The following is an 18,286-nucleotide window of genomic DNA, read 5'->3' on the forward strand; positions in this document are numbered from 1 at the left end:
CTTCTACGGCACCTTGACCCACTGCGCCTTGCTCGGGGTCCCGTCGGCGTCCGTCACGAACATCATGTACCAGCCCGCCTGGACCAGGTTCCGGTTCTCCGGCACGGTCACCGTCAGCTTGTCGCCGGACGCCTTGAAGTCCAGGGCGATCGACCGCTGGTCGACGTCCGTGACGTGCGTGGCGGCGCTCGGCCGGATCAGCCGGACCTTCTTGACCCGGGAGGCGTCCGAGGAGGTGAACGTCCCCGTGCCGCCGCGCTCGATGGTCTGCGGCCCGCCCGACAGCGAAGGCTGGTCCCCGTCGCCGTACAGGTAGGGCGGCGTGTAGATCTCGATGCGCTGCTCGAACTCGCCCGGCTTGGTGTTGGCCTTGTCGGCGTAGAGCGAGTCGGAGCCGAAGAACATCACGCGGCCGTCGGGCAGCAGGATCGAACCGGAGTGGTAGTTGCGGCCCACGAGCGGGTCGGCGACGCGCTTGAGCTCGTTCTTCTCCGTGTCGTAGAGCCGCGCCTCGAGGATGTTGGAGTCGCCGCGGCCGCGGTAGTCCTCCGAACCGCCGGAGATCAGCACGCTGTCGTCGGGCAGGACCGAGGCGCTCGGGTAGCGCGTGCCCTTGTCCAGGGACGGGCCGTCCTCGAAGCTCGGGTTCGGCTTCTTCAGGTCGACGATCCGGGTCTTCTCGCTGGACTTCTCGGACTCGCCGACGCCGCCGCCGCCGACCACCATGTACTTCTCGTTCTGCGCCGGAGGCAGCAGCACCGTGCCGGACGTCTCCATCAGTGTGGGGTCGCTCAGGCCCGGGATCTTCGAGAACTTGTTGGTGTCGACGTCCCACACGCCCGGCTCACGGCCCACGTTGTCCGGCCCGTAGCCCGCGTTGGACCCCGAGTAGAAGATCTTGCCGTTCTGCATGAGGAACAGCGCCGGGTAGGTCGGGAACTGCCGGACCTTGCCGGTGTAGGTCCACTTCTTGGTCTTCGGGTCGAACACCTCGTTCTTGCCGGGGACCAGCTGGCCGATGTCGTCGAGGCCGGAGACGCTGAGGATCTTCCCGTCGCTCAGGGTGGTGAGCGTCGGGTACCAGCGGGCCTCCTTCATCGGGTCGACCTTGATGTACTTCTCGGCTACGGGATCGAACTCGAAGGCGTCACGGATGCCCTGGAAGTCCTTCTTGTCCAGGGCGAGCTTCTGCGCGATGCCGTAGGTGTTCTTGGCGGCGGAGCCCTTCAGGCCGTGCACGCGGTAGTTGTCCTGCGTGCCCGTCTCGTACTTCTTGCCCCGCTTCTGCGCCTCGACGTAGATCCGGCCGAGACCGGGGTCGTTGCGCAGGAACTTGCCGGTCGCCTTGTCGAAGACCTTCTTGGCGCGCGGCACGAGCACCGGGTCCTTGGAGACGAAGGTCTTGCCGTTCTTCTTGCCGGTGAACGTGGTGCCCGCGGGCAGGGTGATCGGCGCGTCCGGGTTCTCGTTGTGGACGATCATCAGGCCGCCGGCCTTGGTGACGTCACCCTGGAGCTTCTCGTAGCGCTTGGTGCCGCCGGCGATCAGCAGATTGCCGTTGGCGAGCTGGGTGTGGCCGGTGCAGAACAGGTCGGCCGGTGTGGGGACCTTCTTGATGGTGCCCTTGAGCGGGTCCCAGATCCGGGTGTCGAACTTCTTCGCGTCGAAGTTGTCCTGGTTGTTGCCCGACCCCGCGACGAGCAGCACCTTGCCGGTGCGCAGCAGCGCCGCGTGGATGGTGTTCTGCCGGTACTCCTCGGGGAAATCGACGATCTCCCACTTGCCGTTCGCGGCCTTGTACTCCGGCTTGTTGATCTTGTACTGGTGGTATTTCTCGGTGCTGAAGCGGTAGAGCCACGGCCCGTTCATCCCGGCCAGCGCGAGTACCACCGCCGTGCCGATCGCGAGTCGACGGGCCCGGCGGCGGCCTGCACGGTCGTTCATTCCTTACGTCCCCCAAGTCCACCAAGGGCGATCTGCATGGTCTGGTCGGATCCCCCGACCTCCCCGTGTGCGCCCGGGGTCGCGGCCCAAGTGGGCTTCTGCTGCGGGGTGTGCCCGGTCGGCTGCTGCGGGATGGGCAGCGGCTGGGTCCGGGGAGCTCCCCCAGGGTCCTGCGGCCCGCCCTCGGCGGGGGCGGCGGGCTTCTTCGCGTCCTGCCGCAGCTGCCAGCGCCAGGCGAACACCGGCGAGGCGGTGATCAGCAGCGCGAACGTCGCCCAGATGATCATCGCGGGGTGGGAGTGGCCGAAGACGAAGCCGGCGGTGATCGAGGCGCCGAAGATCGCGACGAAGTACCAGTGGTAGCGGAACGTGGCGAACCAGCGGTCCGGGCTGGCCGAGTCGCCCTTGGGCGTGACCACGAACTTGCTCTTGCGCCGCAGCATGGAGTCGATCAGCGCCTTCGCGTACAGCGGCGCCGACAGCGCGGACATCACCATGCCGGCCACACCGCCGGAGCCCTCCGGCTCGTGCGGCGAGACGTTGTGCCGGCGGTTCCAGACGTACAGGCCGATCTGCAGGGCGGAGGCGTTGCCGTAGAGCATCAGCCAGACCGCCGGGTCGATGTTCACACCCGAGGCACCCAGACCCAGGAACAGGCAGCAGCTCAGCGCCGCCAGGATCCAGTTGAGGGCCGACATCGGGTAGAAGATGATCATCATCGTGTAGTTGAAGAGCTTGCTCGGCGGCAGCGAGTACCAGCCCTTCCAGTACTGCCCGATGATCGTCTCGTACGTCCCTCGCGACCAGCGCATCTGCTGGGTGAAGAAGTCCGTCCAGGCGCTGGGGCCCTCACCGACCGCGAGCACGTCCGGCGTGTACACCGAGCGCCACTTCCGCCCCGTCGCCGGGTTCTTGTGGCGGTGCATCTCGAAGCCGGTCGCCATGTCCTCGGTGATCGAGTCGTACAGACCGCCGATCTGCTTCAGCGCCCTGATGCGCACGGCGTTGGAGGTGCCGACGAACATCGGGGAGCCGTAGCGGTTGCCGGCGCGCTGGATCAGCGCGTGGAAGAGGAACTGCTGCGACTCGGCGGCCTTGGTGATGGGGTTGTCGTAGTTGCCGTAGACCTGCGGGCCGATGACGAAGCCGACGTCCGGGTCGCGGAAGAAGCCGAGCATCCGCTCCAGGTAGTTGGGCAGCGGCACGTGATCGGTGTCGACCGAGGCGAAGAAGTCGTAGTTGTCGCCGTGCGCCTCGAGCCAGGCGTTGTAGTTGCCGTGCTTGGTCTTGGCGCGGTGCGGACCCTTGGCCTGGTTCCACTTCGCGACGCCCTTGCGGGAGAAGTGGTGCACGCCGAGGCGCTCGCAGACCGCCTTCACGTCGGGGTCGTCGCCCTCGTCGAGCAGCCACACGTGCATCAGGCCCCGGTGGCGGATCTTCACCGCCGCCTCCAGGGTCTTCGTCACCATCTCCAGCGGCTCCTTGCCGGGCACGAAGGAGGTGAGGAAGGCCACTCTGGTGCCGGTCTCGGGCACCACCGGGATCGGGTCGCGGGCCACCAGCGTGGCGTGCGCGTTCGACAGCACGTTCATGCAGCGGAAGAACTCGATCAGACCGATCGAGACGAGCATCACCATGTCGAGCGCGGGCAGCCAGTCGAAGGCCGGGTAGTCGCGCTCGGTCCAGTGCTCGGGCTGGAGCAGCCAGAACAGCAGCACCAGCGACAGCACCGGGGCGGCGGCCAGCATCAGGGCGACGCGGATGCGGTGCGGTTCCTGCGAGATGAGCGAGCGGTACTGCACCTTGTACGGCTTGCTCGGATCCGGCTGGGTGAGGGGACCCGCGAGCCGGCTGTAGTGCTCGTAGTCGTATCTCGGCAGCGTCTTCTTGATCCGTCGGAACGTCCCCGTGGTGCTCATCCGGTGCGATGGCACCCTGAGCTGGGTGGTCTGGGACGGGTCGTGGTCCTGCCGGGCACCCGTGGGCCTCGACGTCATGAGTCATCCCCCCACACGCGGACAACCGCGTGTTTCGTAGCTTCTTACCGTCTGCTCCAGGTCCCCCTCGACCTTCACAGACGTATCAGTGGTGGATCGCAGTCACCACGTCATCCACACCCTATAGACACGGCAACGCGACCTTCCGGTTGCATGATGCCCCCCTTGGCATCGGTTCATGAACAGGGCCCCTACCCCCGCCCACGCCGCAACCGGTCCCGAATCCCCCCAACTGCCGCGAACGCGCAGCACCTTGTACAACCAGAAAACCAGGGTTCTACGGCGTTCATCATGATCGCAAGATGCGAAACATGGTGGTTACCGGTCAAACGCGTTCATTGTGGCGGGTGTGGGGACCCTGTGGAGCCGTTGTGGACAGGCGGGCGCGGATGTTGCCGAAGTGCTCTCTTATGGCCTCCTCCGCCCGCATCGAATCCCCGGACCGCACCGCGTCGAGGATCTCCCGGTGCTGCCGGCAGGTCACCATCGGGTCCTGCGGCTCGCCCCCGAGGTCCGTTCGCACCCGGTGGAAGGCGTCCCAGAACGCCTCCAGGACCTCGCACAGCAGCACGTTGTCCAGCCCCCGGTAGAGGGTGGCGTGGAAGGCCCGGTCGGTCTCGGCGAGGCCGGCTCCCTGCGCGGCCTGCTCTTCCATACGGTCGACGAGCGCATCCAGTTCAACCAGGTCCGCTTCCGGTATCCGGCCGGCGAGCCGGGACACGAGCCCCGTCTCCACCGCCTCCCTCAGCTCCAGCAGCTGGAGCAGGGAGTCCTCGCCCCGGCAGTGCCCGGCGACCGTGCGGAAGGCGAGGCCCTCGATCATCGGGGCCAGGGACATCGGGCCGACGTAGGTGCCGAAGCCGTGCCGGATCTCCACGATGCCCATCGCCTGGAGCGCCTTCAGCGCCTCCCGCACCGAGTTCCGGCTCGCGCCGAGGTACTCCATCAGCTCGGGCTCGGTCGGCAGCGGGGCCCCGGAGGCCAGCCGGCGGTCGATGATGAGCTTCTTGATCCGCTCCTGTAGGTCACGCGCTGCCATGGCGAGAGGGTATCCGGCCAATCGCGCGGTGGGCCGGGTTCCGGCCAGAGAGAGGTCCGGCCAGGTATCAGCTCAGGAGTCGGACTCATGAGGGAGCGCAAGAAGGCCCCTCGCTTCCGCGAGAGGCCTTCCGGTCTGTGCGCCGCCAGGGACTCGAACCCCGGACCCGCTGATTAAGAGTCAGCTGCTCTAACCAACTGAGCTAGCGGCGCCTGCTGACGTCGTAACTCTACAGGACGTCCGGAGGTGCTCCGGACCACCTGCCCGGGCCCGGGAGAGGGGCCCATAGGGCGGCCGTGTACATCATTCGGACCGTCAGCATGCGCGTGCGGAAGACAGTTGCGAAACTGACGACGCGCGCCCGCTGCACGGGCGCCGCATTTTCCGCCGGAAGTGTGAGGGGAATCGCATGGAGTCTCCGGTATTCGAGGAAATCGACCCCGCGAGCGACTGCGACTGCCCCGGCTGCGTCCACTGGCGCCGCGCCCTGCCGCATTCCTGGGCGGGCCGGGCCGGCGCCCACCCGGCCGCGCATCGGGCTCTCGCCCTGGCCGCCGTCGCCTCGGCCGCGCTCGGCGCGGGTCACGCCGTCCCGGCCGCCGCCGCCCCGCACGCACCCCACCGACCGGGCATCCCCGCAGGTGACGAGCCCGACACCCCCCAGGGCGCCCCGGCCCCGCTGCACGGCCCCGAAGGCCGTCCGGCCAAGCCCTCGGTCGCCCCCAAGCCCACCGCCATCACCCGCACGGAGATCATCAACCGGGCCAAGATCTGGGTCGCCGCGAAGGTGCCCTACAGCATGAGTGCCTATTGGTCCGACGGTTACCGGCAGGACTGCTCCGGCTATGTCTCGATGGCCTGGAAGCTGCCCGGAAACGAATGGACGGGCAGCCTCGCGCAGTACGGGGAGAAGATTTCCAAGGAGGAACTCCAGCCGGGCGACATTCTGCTGTTCCACAATGCGTCCGACCCCGAGCAAGGCTCGCACGTCACCATTTTCGGCGGCTGGACGGACGCCTCGCACACCTCCTACACCGCCTACGAGCAGACTCGCCCGCACACCCGCCGGCAGTCGACCCCGTATGCCTATTGGAACAACTCCGACCGGTACGTGCCCTACCGCTACAAGGGCGTCACCCCGGAGGAGTCGGTCCCCGGCAAGGACGGCGGCCAGCCGGGCGCCCCGGCCGCCACGCCGTATCCGGGAGCGGCGTATTTCGGCCCCGGCGCGAACAACAAGTACGTCACGCAGCTCGGCCGCATGCTCGTCGCGCGCGGGGCCGGCGGCTCCTACGCGTCGGGCCCCGCGCCGCGCTGGACCGACGCCGACCGGCGGGCGACCCGGGCGTTCCAGACGGCGCAGGGCTGGACGGGCGCGGAGGCCGACGGGCTGCCCGGCCCGCACACCTGGGAGCTGCTGGTCACCGGCAAGGGCAAGGAGGTGAAGGACGGGGCGGTCGGCCCGCCGCCCGCCTCCCACGGCGTCCCCGGCTACCCGGGGCGGGCGATGTTCCGCCCCGGCGCGAACAACACCTACGTCACCCAGCTCGGCAAGCGGCTCGTACGGAAGGGGTTCGGCAGGTTCTACCGGGTCGGGCCGGGGCCGATCTGGAGCGAGGCGGACCGGCGGGCCGTCGAGGCCTTCCAGCGCACCCAGGGCTGGCGGGGCGGCGCGGCGGACGGCTACCCGGGGCCGGAGACCTGGCGGCGCCTCTTCTCGTAGACCCCTCGGTCCGCCCTCGCCCTTCCGGGCGGTCCCCCACCGACCACTGTTGTGACGCATCTGGCGCGGAGGCTGGAGGCACGCATGAGTACGACCACTTCCCACCCGTCCGAGCCCGACGGACCGGCCGACGGACCGGTCCGGCCCGCCCGGCTCATCCAGAACGAGGCCACCACCGAGATCCCCGTCCACCTGCTGTTCCGCGACGACCCCGATCCGGCGCCGGTGCCGCTGAAGCCGGCGGTCGTGGGCCGAAGGCAGGGCACGGGGGAGCAACCGCGCCTGCGGCGCCCGGCGGTCGGCGCCCCGAAGCGCCCGGTGCCGCAGGTCGATCCCGACCTGGCGGAGCGGCCCGCGCGGGTGCTGCCCGGCGCGGTGGGCGTACTGGCCGGAGCCTGTGGCGCCGCCGGGTGCGTGGCGACCTCCTGGTGGGCCGGGGTGCTCCCGCCGCTCGCGGTGGAGGCGCTGCGGCTGCCCGGGTACACCGGGGCCGGGCTCGGGCTCGCGCAGTGGGCGGCGTACGCCGGGGCCGGGGCGCTCGGGCTGTTCGGGCTCGGCGGGCTCGCCCGGGGCCGTGCCGGGCGGGCCTGGGTGCTGGACCTGTTCGGCCGTTACCGGGGGACCGTCCGGCGCTCCGGCCTGCTGTGGGTGAATCCGCTGCTGCTGCGCCGCCGGGTGGACGTGCGGCTGCGGCACTGGCGCAGCGAGCCCGTGCCCGCGGCCGACGGGAGCGGGGTCGCGCTGCGGGTGGTCGTCCTGGTGGTGTGGCGGGTGCGGGACACGGCCCGGGCCATGCTGGGCGTCGAGGACCACGAGGCGTATCTGCGCGAGTGCGTCGAGGCGGGGCTGGCCCGGGTACCGGTGGCGATGCCGGGCGGGCCGAGGGGAGCCGGGGACGCGGCGGGCGAGGCGCTGACCCGGCTGGTGGCGGCGGACGCGGCCCCGGTCGGTCTGGAGGTGTTCTCCGTGCAGCCGGTGCGCGTGGAGTACGCCCCCGAGGTCGCCGCCGCGATGCACCGCCGCCGGATCGCCGCGCTGGACGCCCAGCACCGGGCGAGCGTGCTCACCTCGGTCGTGGACTCGGTGGAGGACACGGTGACCCGGCTGACCATGCGGGGCCTGGTGGAACTCGACGACTACGAGCGCAAGGTACTGGTGAAGGACTTGACGGTGGCGTTCTGCGCCGGACGGGGCGAAACAGCTCCGTGATTGGTATGGACATGTTCAACAACCGCCCATAATCTCGAACTTGGTCTAGACCTACACGCACGGCTCACCGAACTTCCCCCACGTTCTCCAGGAGCGGCAGCATGCGTACAAGGACCAAGTTGTCCGCAGCCGCGGTGGGACTGGCCACGACCGGAGCCCTCGTGCTCTCCTCCGGCGGTGCCAGCGGCCACGGCTACACCGACCTCCCCATCAGCCGGCAGAAGCTCTGCCAGAACGGCACCGTGACCAACTGCGGCTCGATCCAGTGGGAGCCGCAGAGCGTCGAGGGCCCGAAGGGCTTCCCGGGCTCCGGCCCGGCCGACGGGCAGATATGCAACGCCGGGCTCGGCCACTTCAGCCAGCTCAGCGCACCGCGCACCCCCTCCGGCGGCGCCTGGCCCGCCACGAAGGTGACGGGCGGCCAGAACTACACGTTCCGCTGGCAGTTCACGGCCATGCACGCCACGACCGACTTCAAGTACTACGTCACCAAGCCCGGCTGGAACCAGAACCACAACCTGGCCCGGTCCGACCTCAACCTCACACCGTTCTTCACGGTGCCGTACAACGGGCAGCGCCCGCCCTCCACGCTCTCCCACAGCGGCAGGCTGCCGACCGGGCTGAGCGGGCGTCATGTCATCGTGGCCGTATGGACGATCGCCGACACGGCCAACGCGTTCTACGCCTGCTCGGACGTGACCTTCTGAACCTCTGAGGTTCTCTTGAGTCACCGGTGCGGCCGGGGTGGGTAGGTTCCTCCCACGCCGGCCGCTCGGGTCCGGCGCATCGACCTCGGGGGATGCGCGATGGACGTGATCTTCTACGTCGTGCCCGGCCTGATCATGGTCCTGGCCCTCTTCATGGCCCACCGCGTCGTGCGGCGCTGGCTGCAGATCCGGGGCGCCTGGAACAGCGGCCTGACGGCCGAGGGCCGCTGTCTGCGGACCTTCACCACGGTCGGCGGCGGCCACGGCGACACCTCGGTCCGCACCACCCTGCACCACGTCTACGAGTTCATCGCACACGACGGCCGGGTCATCCGCTTCGAGGAGGACGGCGGCCCCGCGACGACCGTCGAGGGCGACTACGTCACGGTCTACTACACCGACGGCCGCCAGGTCGTGGCCACGGCCGAGGCGCCCAGCCGGGCCAGGCAGGCGGTGAGCGCCCTCGGCATCCTGGCGTTCCTCGGCGTGATCGTCGTCTTCTGCGCCGGCTTCGTCACCACGTACAGCCAGACCTTCGGCCCGTACGGCGACTTCGTCTTCAGCGTCGACAGCCAGACGTCCGTGACGCCGTGAACCGTGACGCCGTGGCCCGTGACGCCGTGGCCCGTGGTGCCGTGACCCTCCACATCTGACGATACGTCAACTACCGTGCGCACCCATGGACTCACGGGCGAGCACGGTCGCGGAACTCATCGCCGCCCGCTGGGGCGACCACCGCCCCGGCCTGCGCTGCGAGGACCGGACGATGACGCACCACGAGGTGGCGGCGGGCGCCGCGGCCCGCGCGGCGCTCCTCACCGATCTCCTCCCGCCGACCGCCGAACCCCACCTCGGCGTGCTGCTCGACAACACCCCCGAGTTCCCGCTCTGGCTCGCCGCGGCATCCCTGGCCGGGGCCGCGGTCGCCGGGGTCAACCCCACCCGGCGCGGCGCCGAACTCGCCCGCGACATCCTCCACACCGAGTGCCGCGTCCTGATCACCGAGCGGACCCACCTGCCGCTTCTGGAGGGCCTGGACCTGCGGGGCGTGCGCCTGCTGGTGACGGACACGGCGGAGTACACCGGGCTCCTCACCCGCTACGCGGACGCCCGCCCGGACCCCTCCCGCGCCACCCCGCGCGACCGCTTCCTGCTCTACTTCACCTCCGGCTCGACGGGCACCCCCAAGGCCGCGCTCTGCTCCCAGGGCCGCCTGGCCGCCGCCGGGCACTCCCTGGCGGACCAGTTCTCCCTGAGCCCCGACGACGTCCATTACGTCTGCATGCCGATGTTCCACGGCAACGCGGTGATCGCCGACTGGGCACCCGCGCTGGTGACCGGTGCGACGGTGGCGCTGCGCCGCCGCTTCTCGGCGTCCGGGTTCCTGCCGGACGTGTGCCGGTACGGGGCGACGTACTTCACGTACGTGGGCCGGGCGATCCAGTACGTCCTCGCGACCGCGCAGCGAGGGGACGACCGGGACAATCCCTTGCGCCTGGGCTTCGGCACGGAGGCGGGAGCGGTGGACGCGGCGGCATTCGAGCGGCGGTTCGGGGTGCGGCTGGTGGAGGGCTACGGCTCCTCGGAGGGCGGGGCGGCGATCCCGTGGTCGCCGGGCACCCCGCCCGGCGCGGTCGGCCGGGCGGCGGCCGGGCTCGTCGTCCTCGACCAGGAGACCCGCGAGGAGTGCCCGGCGGGCGTCTTCGACGGGGCGGGGCGGCTGCTCAACGGGGACGAGGCGATCGGCGAACTGGTCAACCGCGGCCCCAGCCCCTTCGAGGGCTACTGGCGCAATCCCCGGGCGGAGGCGGAACGCCGCGGGTGGGGGTCCTCCCGCTCGAGCGAAGCCGCGGGTGGGGGAGGCTGGTACTGGACGGGCGACCTCTTCTACCGCGACACCGACGGCTACCTCTACTTCGCCGGACGCACCGACGACCGCCTCCGCGTGGACGGGGAGAACCTGGCGGCCGCGATGATCGAGAACATCCTGGCCCGCTACGAGGGCGCCGAGGCGGTGTGCGTGTACGCCGTACCGGACCCGGTCACCGGCGACCAGGTCATGGCCACGCTCGCCGGCACCTTCGACCCGCTGTCCTTCGCGGAGTTCCTGCTCGCCCAGCCGGACCTCGGGACCAAGATGGCGCCCCGGTTCGTGCGGGTGGTGGAGCGGATGCCGGTGACGGCCACCCACAAGATCCGCCGGGCGGAGCTGCGCAGGGAGGGCCTCTGCGGCCCGGACCCGGTGTGGTGGCGGAGGCCGGGGGAGTGCACGTACCGCAGGCTGACCGACGGCGACCTCGAAAACGCTGAGGGGCCTCTCGCTCCCACGAGAGGCCCCTCATCCGTGCGCCGCCAGGGACTCGAACCCCGGACCCGCTGATTAAGAGTCAGCTGCTCTAACCAACTGAGCTAGCGGCGCATGACTCTCGCCAGCCATCGGAACCGTGTTCCGCGGCGGGCGACGGAGAAAATACTACCCAATGCCGAGGGGTGCTCCGGACCACCCGGGCGAGGGCCGGGGCGACGCCACGGAGATCCGGCAGAAGGACCTAGATCGCCATGGAGAGCAGCACCGGGGCCGCGTGGCGGTTGAGGGCGTCCGCGGCCTGGCGCAGGCGGTGGGCGTGCTCGAGCGGGAGGGACAGGGCGAGGCAGCCGACGGAGGAGCCGGCCGTGATCGGGACGGCCGCGCAGACCGTGCCGACGGCGTACTCCTGGAGGTCCAGGACGGGCACGGTGGGCGGCTGGGCCTCCAGGCGGGAGAGCAGGAGCCGGTCACTGGTGATGGTGCGCGAGGTGAGGCGGGCCATCTTGTGCCGGGCGAGGTGGTCGCGGCGCCCGGCGTGGTCGAGCTGGGTGAGCAGGCTCTTGCCGATGGCCGTGGCGTGGGCCGAGGAGCGGAAGTCGACCCACTCGTTGACCTTGGGCGCGTCCGGGCTGTCGGCGTACTGGGTGATGCTGATCTCGCCGTCGACGTACCGGCTCATGTAGACGGCGGCGCCGACCGAGTCGCGCAGCCGGTCGAGGGTGCGCTGGAGCTTGTCGCGCAGGGCCTGCTCGCGGTGCTGGGCGGAGCCGAGGCGGGCCAGGGTCTCGCCCGTGACGTACGCGCCGTCGGCGATCTGCTCGACGTAGCCCTCGCGGCGCAGCATGCGCAGGAGCGCGGTCAGTCGCTCCGGTGTGATGCCGGTCTGCCGGGATATCTCGGCGTCGGTGACACCGCTGGAACCGCGCGCCACCGTCTCCAGGACGCGCAGGGCTTCCTGGGCCGAGTGGTACGGGGTGGTCGGCTCGTGCTTCAGCGCCACGGTGGTCTCCCCCTGCGCTTGCTGTAGGGCCGTAATCCGGTCAGTGAACCTCTTCCAGGTTAACCGGCAAAGGGCTTGCGGGGAGCGGGGGTTGACAAGATTCCCGGGGCCCCGGACTGGGGCAATGGCACTCTGGCATATGCCAGAAGCATGCCCCAGTCCCCCCTCGTGCGAGGGGTCGGGTGTTGCGCCTGGTCACGGGCCGTAGTCACAGCACTGCGCTGAGGAACTCCCGTGTCCGGTCCAGCTCCGGGTCGCTGAAGATCTTCTCCGGCGATCCCGACTCGATGATCCGGCCCGAATCGAACATCAGCACCTGGTCGGAGATGTCCCGGGCGAAATTCATCTCGTGGGTCACACAGAGCATCGTGATGTCCGTGGAGCGGGCGATGTCCCTGAGGACGTCGAGGACGCCTGCGACCAGCTCGGGGTCGAGCGCGGAGGTCACCTCGTCCAGGAGCAGCACCTGCGGGCGCATCGCCAGGGCCCGGGCGATCGCCACCCGCTGCTGCTGGCCGCCGGAGAGCTGGGCCGGGTGCGCGTCGCACTTGTCGGCCAGGCCCACCATGTCCAGCAGGCCCTTGGCCCGCTCCACCGCCTCGTCCTTCGACATGCCGAGGACCGTGACCGGCGCCTCGGTGATGTTCCGCAGCACCGTCATGTTCGGGAACAGGTTGAACTGCTGGAAGACCATCCCGATCTTCTTGCGGACCTCGCGGACCTGCTTGTCGGAGGCCGGGAAGAGCTGCTGCCCGTCGACCGTGATCGTGCCCTCGTCGGGCTTGAGCAGGGTCATCAGCAGTCGCAGGATCGTCGTCTTGCCGGATCCGGACGGCCCGATCAGGGTGACGTGCTTGCCGGCGTCGACCGAGAAGTCCAGGTGGTCCAGGACCGTGTTGCTCCCGAACTGCTTGGTGACCTGCTCCAGCCGGATCAACTCGCCGGTGCTCCGGTCGGGGTTCTTCTCGGGGTTGGTCCCGGGATTGGGGAGAGTGTCAGTGGGCAAGGCGTCGCTCCAGGGCTCGCAGGGCAAGGGAGGCCAGGTAGGAAATGACGATGAAGGCCACGCCGATCACCGTCAGCGGCTCGGTGAACTGGAAGTGCTCCTGCGAGTACAGGCGCGCCTGGCCGAGCATCTCCAGCACCGTGATCGCCATGACCATCGGCGTGTCCTTGAGCATGGAGATGACGTAGTTTCCGAGCGCGGGGACGACCCGGCGCACGGCCTGCGGCAGGATCACCGCGGACCACGTCCGGTGCAGCGGCAGGTTCAGTGCCGTCGCCGCCTCCCACTGGCCGACCGGCACGGCCTCGATACCGGCCCGGTAGACCTGCATCGTGTACGTCGAGTAGTGCAGCCCGATCGCGAAGACGCCGGTGGTCAGCGCCGAGAAGGTCAGGCCCCACTCGGGCAGCACGTAGAAGAGGAAGAACAGCTGCACCAGCAGCGGGGTGTTGCGGACGAACTCCGTGACCACGCCGACCGGCCAGGTCACCCAGCGCGAGGGCACCCGCATCAGCAGCGCCCACACCAGGCCCAGCGCGAACGAGATCAGCGAACCGAGGGCCAGGATCTGCACGGTGACCAGCAGACCGTCCCAGAGGTGCGGCATGAAGCCGCTGACTGCGCTCCAGTCCCACTTCATGCGACAGCACCTCCCACACCGGTGGTCTGCGGACGGTCCAGCTCCTGATCGGGCGTACCCCCGACGGGCTTTCCGGTGCCGGCCTTGAGCTTGCGCTCCAGGCCGCGCATGCCGCGGGTCAGTACGAAGGCGATCACGAAGTAGATCAGCAGCACGATCGTGTAGATCTCCGCGCTCTCCTGGAGCGCCAGGCGCACCAGGTTGCCGCTGAACGCCAGGTCACCCATGCCCATGATGGACACCAGGGCGGTGCCCTTGAGCAGTTCGACCAGCAGGTTGGAGAACGGCGGGATCATCTCCGGCACGGCCTGCGGCAGCAGGATCAGCCGAAGCCGCTGCCAGGGCGTGAAGCTGAGCGCGATCCCGCCCTCCTTCTGCGCCGGGTCCACCGCGTTCAGCGCGCCGCGCACGATCTCGGAGCCGTACGCCCCGTAGGTCAGACCGAGCGCCAGGGTGCCCGCCCACAGCGGCACCAGCTGCCAGCCGAAGGCCACGGGCAGCACGAAGTACACCCAGAAGATCATCACCAGCGCCGAAGTGCCGCGGAACACCTCGGTGTAGACGCCCGCGAGGAAGCGGACGATCCACAGCCGGTGGGTACGCGCCACGCCGACGACGAACGACACCACGGCGCCCAGCAGGGCGCTGCAGACGAGCAGCTGGACCGTGACCCAGACGCCCTTGAGTACGAGTTCCCAGAGTCCCGAGGTCATCCGCCGCAGAGCTCCTTCGCGGTCAGATCCGTCATCTCGGCCTTGGTGAAACCGAAAGGCCGCAGGATGCGGAAGAGTTCGCCGCTCTTCTTGAGCTTGCGCAGCTCCACGTTGAAGGCGTCCCGCAGGTTGGTCTCGGTCGGCCGGAACGCGAAGGCGCCTCCGTCGACATGCGGTTTGCCGCCCACGATCGGTGTGAAGGGCTTGGTCGCCTCCGCCTTGGCGGACTTCTTCACCACCTCACGGGTGGTGAGCGCGGTGCCGGCGAACACGTCCACGCGTCCCGCCTCTACGGCGTTCAGGCCCGCGACCTGGTCCGGGACGATCAGGATCTCGCTCTCCTCGTACCCCGCCTCGACGGCGTACTGGATCTCGGCGTAGCCGGTCCCGGTGGCGAACTTGGCCTTCTTCGCGACGACGTCCTTGTAGCTGTGCAGCCCCTTCGGGTTGCCCTTGCGCACGATGAACGAGTCGAGCATCTGGTAGTCGGGGTCCGCGAAGATGACCTGCTCGCAGCGCTCGGGGTTGACGTACATCCCGGCGGCCACGACGTCGAACTGCTGGGAGTTCAGGCCCGGGATGAGCGAGCCGAACTCGGTCGGCACGGGCTGCACCCGGTCGATGCCGAGTCGCTTGAAGATCACCTTGGCCAGTTCCGGGGCCTCGCCGGTCAGCTCGCCGTTCTTGTCGATGAAGCCGAACGGGATCTCGCCGGCGATGCCGAGGCGGACGACGCCCGCCGCCCGGAGCCGGTCGAGCAGATCACCGCCCTTGACGTCCGACGCGGTGGCGACCCTGCTGCATCCGGCGGCGCCCAGCGCGCCGAGCGCCGCGACCCCCGCGAGCAGCGACCGGCGTGTGGGCCCGGAGACGGGCCCGGATATGGGTTCGGGACTTCGCAGTGTGCTTCTGTGTGGGCTTCTCTGTGGTGGAGCCATGGGCGCGCGGCTACCCGACCGCATCCGAGTTATTCCGGTCTTTTCAAGCCCCGCACTTACCCGTGCGCTCTTGACCTGAGCGGCGGTGGGCACTCCCATGGAGGGCATGGCTGATCGCTACATCGAAGTCTCGCTGGTCAAGCGCGACGTGACCTGCACGGCCAGGCTGCTGGACGATCGCGCGCCCATCACCTGCGCGGCCGTCTGGGATTCCCTTCCGCTGGCCGGCGACGTCTACCACGCGAAGTACGCACGCAACGAGATCTACGCCCTTTTCCCGCCCTTCGCTCAAACCGAGCCACCCCTGGAAAACCCGACCATCACCCCCATTCCCGGCGATCTGTGCTATTTCACCTTCGCCGGGGCGGAGTTGGGGACCAAGGCCTACGGCTACGACCGCGAGGTCCGCGCCGGGACCACGCTCGTCGACCTGGCCCTGTTCTACGAACGCAACAACCTGCTGCTGAACGGCGATGTCGGCTGGGTTCCCGGCATCGTCTGGGGCCAGGTCGTCGACGGCCTGGAGACCATGGCCGAGGCGTGCAACGACCTGTGGAGGTCGGGAGCGGCGGGGGAGTCGCTCAGCTTCCGGAGGGCCTAGGCCGGCCGGCGGAAGCCACCCCGGCCTCGTACAGCGCGTGGGCCGCCCGCAGCACCAGATCGTCCCGGTGCCGGGCGGCCACGAGCTGCAGTCCGATCGGCAGACCGTCCGCGTCGGAGCCGACCGGCACGCTCGCCGCGGGCTGCTGCGTCATGTTGAACGGGTAGGTGAACGGGGTCCAGCCCGTCCACCGCCGATGGCCGGATCCCTTCGGTACCTCGGCGCCCGCCTCGAACGCCGTGAGCGGCATGGTCGGCGTGACGAGCAGGTCGTAGGTGTCGTGGAAACGGCCCATCCGGCGGCCCAGGTCCATCCGCACGTCCACCGCGGCCAGATACTCCAGCGCCGAGTAGCGGGCGCCCCGCGCGCAGATCTCCCGCAGACCCGGGTCCAGCAACTCCCGCTGATGCGGGCCCAGGTGCTGCGTCACCCGGGCCGCCCCGCTGAACCACAGGGTGTGGAAGGCCTCCACCGGGTCGGTGAGGTCCGGGTCGGTCTCCGTGACGTACGCGCCGAGGTCCGCCAGCCGCTCCACCGCCTGCCGCACCGCCCTCGCGACGGCCGGCTGCACCGCCACCTGCCCGCCCAGTGACGGCGAGTAGGCCACCCGCAGCCCGCGCACCCCGCCCGCCAGGCCGTCCGTGTACGGACCGGCCGGGGCGGACAGCGCCGACCAGTCGCGCGAGTCCGGATGCCCGATCACGTCCATCAGCAGCGCCGCGTCGGCCGCGTCCCGGGTCATCGGCCCGACGTGCGCCAGCGTGCCGAAGGCGCTGGCCGGGTAGAGCGGCACGCGCCCGTACGTCGGCTTCAGCGCGAAGATCCCGCAGAACGACGCCGGGATGCGGACGCTGCCGCCGCCGTCCGTGCCCAGCGACAGCGGTCCCGCGCCGAGCGCCACGGCCGCCGCGCTGCCGCCGCTCGACCCGCCCGCGGTGCGCGAGGGGTCGCACGGGTTGCGGGTGATCCCGCTGAGCGGTGAGTCCGTCACGCCCTTCCAGCCGAACTCGGGGGTCGTCGTCTTGCCGATGAACACCGCCCCGTGCTCGCGCAGCCGGGCCACGGACGGCGCGTCCTCGTCCCACCGCCCCGCCGGATCCACGGCCCTCGACCCGCGCAGGGTCGGCGCCCCGCGCTGCAGCAGGATGTCCTTGACGGTGACCGGCACCCCGTCGAGCAGGCCCCGTGGCTCACCGCGCCGCCATCGCTCCTCGGACTCCCGGGCCTGCTCCAGAGCCTCTTCGGCGGTCAGCCGGACGAAGGCGTTCACCTCCGGCTGGATCGCCTCGGCCCGCTCCAGCGCCGCCCGTGTCGCCTCCACGGGCCCCCACTCGCCCTTGCGGTAGCCGTCGAGGAGCCGTACGGCTGTCAGCTCGGTGAGCTCGGTCATCAGACCTCCCAGGAACGTCAGTGACCAGGTACGTACCCACGCTGCTTGTCGACCACGTTCTTCAACGGCTCCCCGCTGGCCCAGAGTTCGTACAGGTCCACGAACTGGGCGCCGAGTTCGTCCCGCCAGCCGACGATGTCGCCGCTCATGTGCGGGGACACGATCAGGCCCGGGGCCTGCCACAACGGGCTTTCGGCGGGCAGCGGTTCGGCTTCGAAGACGTCCAGGGCGGCGCCCGCGATCCAGCGCTTGGCCAGGGCCTCGGCGAGCGCGTCCTCGACGACGAGCTGGCCACGCCCGATGTTGACGAACCGGGCGGACGGCTGCATCAGGCCGAAGCGCCGGGCGTCGAACATCCCGTGCGTCTCGTCCGTGAGCGGCGCCGCCGCGATCACCCAGTCGGCACGGGCCAGCAGCCGGTCCAGATCCTCCGGGCCGTGCATGCCGGAGCGCGCCGCGCGGCCCACCAGCGCGGTCGTGATGTCCAGCGCCCCCAGCGTGCGCGCGATCGCCCGGCCGATCGGCCCCGAGCCCACCACCACGGCCCGGCTCCCGGCGATCTTGAGCGACTCGCGGTGCCGCCAGGTCCGCTCCCGCTGCAACTCCAGCGTCCTCGGCAGGTCCTTGGCCATCGCCAGCACGAGCGCGGCGACGTACTCCGCGATCGGCTGGTCGAAGATGCCGCGCGCGTTCGTCACCACCGTGTCGGAAGCGGCGAGTTCCGGACACATCAGATGGTCCACGCCGGCGCTCGCCGTGTGCACCCAGCGTGGCCGCGGACCCTCGCCGGGCCACGCGTCCCGCACGGCGCGCGAGGTGAAGTCCCACACCAGGAGTACATCCGCGCGCGGGAGGCGCTCGGCGAGCCCCGCCGCGTCCGTGTGTTCGATGCGGGCGTGACCGGTGAGGCGGCCGAGGCGCGGGAGGGGTTCGGCGTCCAGGACGAGAAGCGTGGGGGTGGGCATGAGCAGCCGTTTCTCCAGCCGTTCGGCGGGGCCGGCCGGCCTGGGTGCGGCCGCCGGTGACGACGAGTTAACCCGGTGTTGACCAAGGAGTGATCCGGGCGGATTG

At 70.1% G+C, this 18,286-nt stretch carries 16 protein-coding genes and 2 tRNA genes; 6 read left to right on the forward strand and 12 right to left on the reverse strand.

Features of this window, described 5'->3' with window-relative positions; all coding sequences use genetic code 11:
* Window positions 1-3 precede the first annotated feature (3 nt).
* The 4 genes from glxA to IE153_RS05800 all read right to left on the reverse strand — a co-directional run bounded on the left by glxA (window position 4) and on the right by IE153_RS05800 (window position 5,192).
* Window positions 4-1,944, reverse strand: a complete 1,941-nt coding sequence (gene glxA, locus IE153_RS05785) for a radical copper oxidase GlxA (protein WP_189588685.1) — start codon at window positions 1,942-1,944, stop codon at window positions 4-6.
* The gene (locus IE153_RS05790) at window positions 1,941-3,941 is read right to left on the reverse strand and encodes a glycosyltransferase family 2 protein (protein ID WP_189588686.1); all 2,001 of its coding nucleotides are present in this window, start codon (window positions 3,939-3,941) and stop codon (window positions 1,941-1,943) included. The genes glxA and IE153_RS05790 overlap by 4 nt, the downstream gene beginning before the upstream one ends.
* A gap of 325 nt (window positions 3,942-4,266) precedes the next feature.
* The gene (locus IE153_RS05795; protein ID WP_189588687.1) at window positions 4,267-4,980 is read right to left on the reverse strand and encodes a FadR/GntR family transcriptional regulator; all 714 of its coding nucleotides are present in this window, start codon (window positions 4,978-4,980) and stop codon (window positions 4,267-4,269) included.
* A 138-nt stretch (window positions 4,981-5,118) separates the two neighbouring features.
* Window positions 5,119-5,192 (reverse strand) — tRNA-Lys (locus IE153_RS05800).
* Window positions 5,193-5,389: 197 nt separating this feature from the next.
* Here IE153_RS05800 and IE153_RS05805 point away from each other — a divergent pair.
* The 5 genes from IE153_RS05805 to IE153_RS05825 all read left to right on the forward strand — a co-directional run bounded on the left by IE153_RS05805 (window position 5,390) and on the right by IE153_RS05825 (window position 10,999).
* Window positions 5,390-6,703: a peptidoglycan-binding protein gene (locus IE153_RS05805; RefSeq protein ID WP_189588688.1), complete on the forward strand. Its 1,314-nt coding sequence runs from the start codon at window positions 5,390-5,392 to the stop codon at window positions 6,701-6,703.
* An 84-nt stretch (window positions 6,704-6,787) separates the two neighbouring features.
* On the forward strand, window positions 6,788-7,912 hold the full coding sequence (locus IE153_RS05810) for an SPFH domain-containing protein (RefSeq protein WP_189588689.1): 1,125 nt from the start codon (window positions 6,788-6,790) through the stop codon (window positions 7,910-7,912).
* Between the two features lie 101 nt (window positions 7,913-8,013).
* Window positions 8,014-8,619 (forward strand): lytic polysaccharide monooxygenase auxiliary activity family 9 protein, encoded by a 606-nt coding sequence (locus tag IE153_RS05815; RefSeq protein WP_030837979.1) that lies wholly within the window; start codon window positions 8,014-8,016, stop codon window positions 8,617-8,619.
* A gap of 99 nt (window positions 8,620-8,718) precedes the next feature.
* Entirely contained in the window at window positions 8,719-9,213 is a 495-nt protein-coding gene (locus IE153_RS05820; RefSeq protein ID WP_189588690.1) for a DUF3592 domain-containing protein, read from the forward strand.
* Window positions 9,214-9,298: 85 nt separating this feature from the next.
* Window positions 9,299-10,999: a long-chain-fatty-acid--CoA ligase gene (locus IE153_RS05825; RefSeq protein ID WP_189588691.1), complete on the forward strand. Its 1,701-nt coding sequence runs from the start codon at window positions 9,299-9,301 to the stop codon at window positions 10,997-10,999.
* Here the strand turns inward: IE153_RS05825 and IE153_RS05830 are convergent.
* The 6 genes from IE153_RS05830 to ehuB form a co-directional block, all read right to left on the reverse strand.
* Window positions 10,965-11,038 (reverse strand) — tRNA-Lys (locus IE153_RS05830). The two genes, IE153_RS05825 and IE153_RS05830, sit on opposite strands and share 35 nt — an antisense overlap.
* Before the next feature lie 130 nt (window positions 11,039-11,168).
* On the reverse strand, window positions 11,169-11,927 hold the full coding sequence (locus tag IE153_RS05835) for an IclR family transcriptional regulator (RefSeq protein ID WP_189588692.1): 759 nt from the start codon (window positions 11,925-11,927) through the stop codon (window positions 11,169-11,171).
* Window positions 11,928-12,135: 208 nt separating this feature from the next.
* Window positions 12,136-12,933 (reverse strand): ectoine/hydroxyectoine ABC transporter ATP-binding protein EhuA, encoded by a 798-nt coding sequence (ehuA, locus tag IE153_RS05840; RefSeq protein WP_189588693.1) that lies wholly within the window; start codon window positions 12,931-12,933, stop codon window positions 12,136-12,138.
* Complete coding sequence (gene ehuD / locus IE153_RS05845) at window positions 12,923-13,573, reverse strand: ectoine/hydroxyectoine ABC transporter permease subunit EhuD (RefSeq protein ID WP_189588694.1); 651 nt, start codon at window positions 13,571-13,573, stop codon at window positions 12,923-12,925. Before ehuD ends, ehuA begins: the two co-directional genes overlap by 11 nt.
* Window positions 13,570-14,286 (reverse strand): ectoine/hydroxyectoine ABC transporter permease subunit EhuC, encoded by a 717-nt coding sequence (gene ehuC, locus IE153_RS05850; RefSeq protein WP_189588695.1) that lies wholly within the window; start codon window positions 14,284-14,286, stop codon window positions 13,570-13,572. The genes ehuD and ehuC overlap by 4 nt, the downstream gene beginning before the upstream one ends.
* Window positions 14,283-15,224: an ectoine/hydroxyectoine ABC transporter substrate-binding protein EhuB gene (gene ehuB, locus IE153_RS05855; protein ID WP_435811837.1), complete on the reverse strand. Its 942-nt coding sequence runs from the start codon at window positions 15,222-15,224 to the stop codon at window positions 14,283-14,285. Before ehuB ends, ehuC begins: the two co-directional genes overlap by 4 nt.
* Before the next feature lie 106 nt (window positions 15,225-15,330).
* Between ehuB and IE153_RS05860 the strand changes: the two genes are divergently transcribed.
* Complete coding sequence (locus tag IE153_RS05860) at window positions 15,331-15,825, forward strand: DUF3830 family protein (protein ID WP_184846750.1); 495 nt, start codon at window positions 15,331-15,333, stop codon at window positions 15,823-15,825.
* Here IE153_RS05860 and IE153_RS05865 read toward each other — a convergent pair.
* Both IE153_RS05865 and IE153_RS05870 read right to left on the reverse strand, forming a co-directional pair.
* Window positions 15,806-17,215 carry an amidase gene (locus IE153_RS05865; RefSeq protein WP_189588696.1) on the reverse strand — a complete coding sequence of 470 codons (1,410 nt, stop codon included), beginning with the start codon at window positions 17,213-17,215 and terminating at the stop codon, window positions 15,806-15,808. The two genes, IE153_RS05860 and IE153_RS05865, sit on opposite strands and share 20 nt — an antisense overlap.
* A gap of 17 nt (window positions 17,216-17,232) precedes the next feature.
* On the reverse strand, window positions 17,233-18,180 hold the full coding sequence (locus IE153_RS05870; protein WP_189588697.1) for a D-2-hydroxyacid dehydrogenase: 948 nt from the start codon (window positions 18,178-18,180) through the stop codon (window positions 17,233-17,235).
* Between the last annotated feature and the right edge of the window lie 106 nt (window positions 18,181-18,286).

Source organism: Streptomyces massasporeus, assembly GCF_014648995.1.
Lineage (GTDB): Bacteria > Actinomycetota > Actinomycetes > Streptomycetales > Streptomycetaceae > Streptomyces > Streptomyces massasporeus.

Excerpts from the sequence above, each read along its gene's own strand:
- ehuB (WP_435811837.1), bottom strand. The coding sequence starts at position 15,224 with ATGGCTCCACCACAGAGAAGCCCACACAGAAGCACACTGCGAAGTCCC.
- ehuD (WP_189588694.1), bottom strand. The coding sequence starts at position 13,573 with ATGAAGTGGGACTGGAGCGCAGTCAGCGGCTTCATGCCGCACCTCTGG.
- ehuC (WP_189588695.1), bottom strand. The coding sequence starts at position 14,286 with ATGACCTCGGGACTCTGGGAACTCGTACTCAAGGGCGTCTGGGTCACG.
- IE153_RS05815 (WP_030837979.1), top strand. The coding sequence starts at position 8,014 with ATGCGTACAAGGACCAAGTTGTCCGCAGCCGCGGTGGGACTGGCCACG.
- IE153_RS05795 (WP_189588687.1), bottom strand. The coding sequence starts at position 4,980 with ATGGCAGCGCGTGACCTACAGGAGCGGATCAAGAAGCTCATCATCGAC.
- IE153_RS05870 (WP_189588697.1), bottom strand. The coding sequence starts at position 18,180 with ATGCCCACCCCCACGCTTCTCGTCCTGGACGCCGAACCCCTCCCGCGC.
- IE153_RS05790 (WP_189588686.1), bottom strand. The coding sequence starts at position 3,941 with ATGACGTCGAGGCCCACGGGTGCCCGGCAGGACCACGACCCGTCCCAG.
- IE153_RS05865 (WP_189588696.1), bottom strand. The coding sequence starts at position 17,215 with ATGACCGAGCTCACCGAGCTGACAGCCGTACGGCTCCTCGACGGCTAC.
- glxA (WP_189588685.1), bottom strand. The coding sequence starts at position 1,944 with ATGAACGACCGTGCAGGCCGCCGCCGGGCCCGTCGACTCGCGATCGGC.
- IE153_RS05825 (WP_189588691.1), top strand. The coding sequence starts at position 9,299 with ATGGACTCACGGGCGAGCACGGTCGCGGAACTCATCGCCGCCCGCTGG.
- IE153_RS05860 (WP_184846750.1), top strand. The coding sequence starts at position 15,331 with ATGGCTGATCGCTACATCGAAGTCTCGCTGGTCAAGCGCGACGTGACC.
- IE153_RS05820 (WP_189588690.1), top strand. The coding sequence starts at position 8,719 with ATGGACGTGATCTTCTACGTCGTGCCCGGCCTGATCATGGTCCTGGCC.
- IE153_RS05805 (WP_189588688.1), top strand. The coding sequence starts at position 5,390 with ATGGAGTCTCCGGTATTCGAGGAAATCGACCCCGCGAGCGACTGCGAC.
- IE153_RS05810 (WP_189588689.1), top strand. The coding sequence starts at position 6,788 with ATGAGTACGACCACTTCCCACCCGTCCGAGCCCGACGGACCGGCCGAC.